General features: G+C 47.8%; 3 protein-coding genes. All 3 read left to right on the top strand.

Annotated elements, in window-relative coordinates; all coding sequences use genetic code 11:
- Nucleotides 1-879: peptidylprolyl isomerase (locus ACTIE6_RS20030; protein WP_439558336.1), on the top strand; the 879-nt coding region annotated here is incomplete at its 5' end.
- Nucleotides 880-932: 53 nt separating this feature from the next.
- Nucleotides 933-1,895 (top strand): AAA family ATPase, encoded by a 963-nt coding sequence (locus ACTIE6_RS20035; protein WP_439558337.1) that lies wholly within the window; start codon nt 933-935, stop codon nt 1,893-1,895.
- A gap of 84 nt (nt 1,896-1,979) precedes the next feature.
- On the top strand, nt 1,980-2,784 hold an 805-nt coding region (locus ACTIE6_RS20040), incomplete at its 3' end, for an aldehyde dehydrogenase family protein (RefSeq protein ID WP_439558338.1).

Consider the following 2,784-nt stretch of genomic DNA (forward strand, 5'->3'; position numbering starts at 1 on the left):
TCCATTCCCAAGGATAGTCTCCCCTATATCCCATCAGAAGTTGAAATAGGGCATATCGTGAAATTAGGAACAGTTACGCGTGAGCAAAAGGACAAGCTGCGCCAGCAGCTGGTAGAGCTTAAACAGCGAGCTGAAAAAGGCGAAGACTTTGCTACATTATCGCAGATTTATTCAGAAGATTTAGGATCAGCTAAAAACGGTGGTGATCTTGGGTTTGCCAAACGCGGCGCGATGGTACCTGAATTTGAAGGTGCTGCGCTGGCGCTTAAACCAGGTGAAATGTCGGAGCCGATTGAATCGCAATATGGTTTCCACCTGATCAAATTGGTTGAAACACGTGGTGCTGAATACCGAGCAAGACACATCTTGTTACGCCCTGATTACAACAAGGGAACAGATATGACACAGGCGATCCGCTCGCTTGACAGTCTTAGAAACCTGATCCAGATCGATACTTTGAAATTTGCAAAAGCTGCTTTGGATAATTCAGACGATAAAATGTCAGCAGAATCTGGCGGTTTGATCCAGGATAGAAACACGGGATTATCAAAACTGACGCTCGACGCTTCTATGGACCCGGCATTGTATTTCGCAATCGACACCATGAAAGTGGGTGATATAAGCCGTCCTGTATCTTACCGTACCGAAGACGGCAGCAGCGCAATGCGCATCATCTGGTATAAAAGCAAGTCGGAGCCGCATACAGCCAACCTGCACGATGATTATGAAAAACTAGCGCAAATCGTATTGAGCAACAAGCGGAACAATGCGCTTGAAGAGTGGTTTAAAAAAGCGCAGGGCGACGTATTTATCAGCATTGAGCCCGAATATAGAAATTGTAAAGTGCTTGGTCTGGCGGCAAGCGGTGACGACCTATAGTAAAGTTCCGTTTCCACGCAGTTCAGGAGTTCAAAAATCTAATCCAGCATATTGTGAAGTATTCATCGGACGTAGAAGCTGCCGAAGCTATGAAAGTAGCTTATGATAAGATCAGGAGTGAGATTGGTAATGTAATTATCGGCCAGGATGAAGTGGTTAAAAGACTTCTTACTGCCATTTTTTGCCAGGGACACTGTCTGCTGGTCGGCGTGCCGGGACTTGCAAAAACATTGCTGATACAAACCATCGCATCTTCCCTCGACCTGAACTTCAACCGCATTCAATTTACACCCGATTTAATGCCTTCGGATATCCTCGGTTCCGAAACGCTGGACCAGAACAGGAATTTCAAATTCATCAAAGGACCGGTTTTCGCCAATATTATCCTAGCGGACGAGATCAACCGGACACCGCCTAAAACGCAGTCTGCATTATTGGAAGCGATGCAGGAATATTCCGTGACGATCGCGGGTGTGAAGCACAACCTGGAAAGACCGTTTTTCGTACTGGCAACCCAGAACCCGATCGAGCAGGAAGGTACGTACCCGCTTCCCGAGGCGCAGCTCGACCGTTTTATGTTTATGATCCAGCTGGATTATCCTTCCTATGCAGAGGAGGTAAACATTGTTAAAAACACCACTACGGACAACAGGTACCAGGTCAAAAAGGTAATTACAGCCGAAGAGATCATGGACTTTCAACAACTGGTGCGCCGGGTTCCGGTAACTGACCATGTAATTGAATATGCAGTAAAGCTGGTGCATAAAACCAGACCTGCCGCTGGTTTGGCTGTAAAAGACACCAACGATTACCTTGAATGGGGCGCCGGGCCAAGGGCTTCGCAGGCGCTAATCCTGGCTGCCAAATGCAATGCATTGCTGTCGGGTAAATATTCGCCTGATATTGAGGATGTGAAGGCAGTTGCATTGCCGGTATTGCGCCACCGGATTATCCGGAACTTCAAAGCCGAAGCAGAAGGTATCTCTGTCGATGATATCATCGGTCGACTGGTTTAGCTTACTTATTTATGAAATAACGGAAAATGTGCAGGTCTGAGATTTGCACATTTTTTCTGTTTTAAGGGTTTATCAATTTTCAATATGCTTATATCAACCATGGATATTCAAGGTAAAAACTTCATAGGTTATGCACTTTCAGCCGAAGGTGACCGTACATTTCAATCGTACGTACCAGCAAGCGATTCCTTTCTTGATGAGAAATTTCATCGCGCGACCGAATCAGAAGTGGCGAGAACAATGTCGCTTGCTGAGAAGGCACTTGCTGAATATGCAATGATTTCCGCGCAACGCAGAGCCGATTTTCTGATTGCTATTACAGAAGAAATCACCGCATTAGGCGACCAGCTGCTGGAGAGAGCCAACCTCGAAACCGGCTTACCACTGGCGAGACTGCAAGGCGAGCGGGCTCGCACGATCAATCAGCTAACGCAATTTGCCGATCTGCTGCGCGAAGGTTCGTGGGTCGAAGCCAGCATTGATACTGCATTGCCCGACAGAACGCCGGTACCAAAGCCGGATATGCGTAAAATGCTGGTTCCAATCGGCCCGGTGGTTGTTTTTGGGTCAAGTAACTTCCCGTTCGCGTATTCAGTAGCAGGTGTGGATGTGGGTCCGGCGCTGGCAGCAGGAAATCCGGTTATCCTGAAAGCACACGCCGCTCATCCGGGAGTAAGTGACCTGACGGCGCAGGCTATCATTTCAGCAGCACGAAAAACCAATATGCCCGAAGGTGTATTCTCTATGCTCTATGACGACGGATTTGAAGTCGGTGCGGCATTGGTCAAACATCCTGTTACTCAGGCAGTGGGCTTCACAGGTTCTTTCAAAGGTGGAATGGCGCTGCACAAGCTGGCCCAGGAGCGGGAAGATCCTATTCCGGTTTATG

This window comes from Dyadobacter sp., from assembly GCF_051859145.1.
Classification (GTDB): Bacteria; Bacteroidota; Bacteroidia; order Cytophagales; family Spirosomataceae; genus Dyadobacter.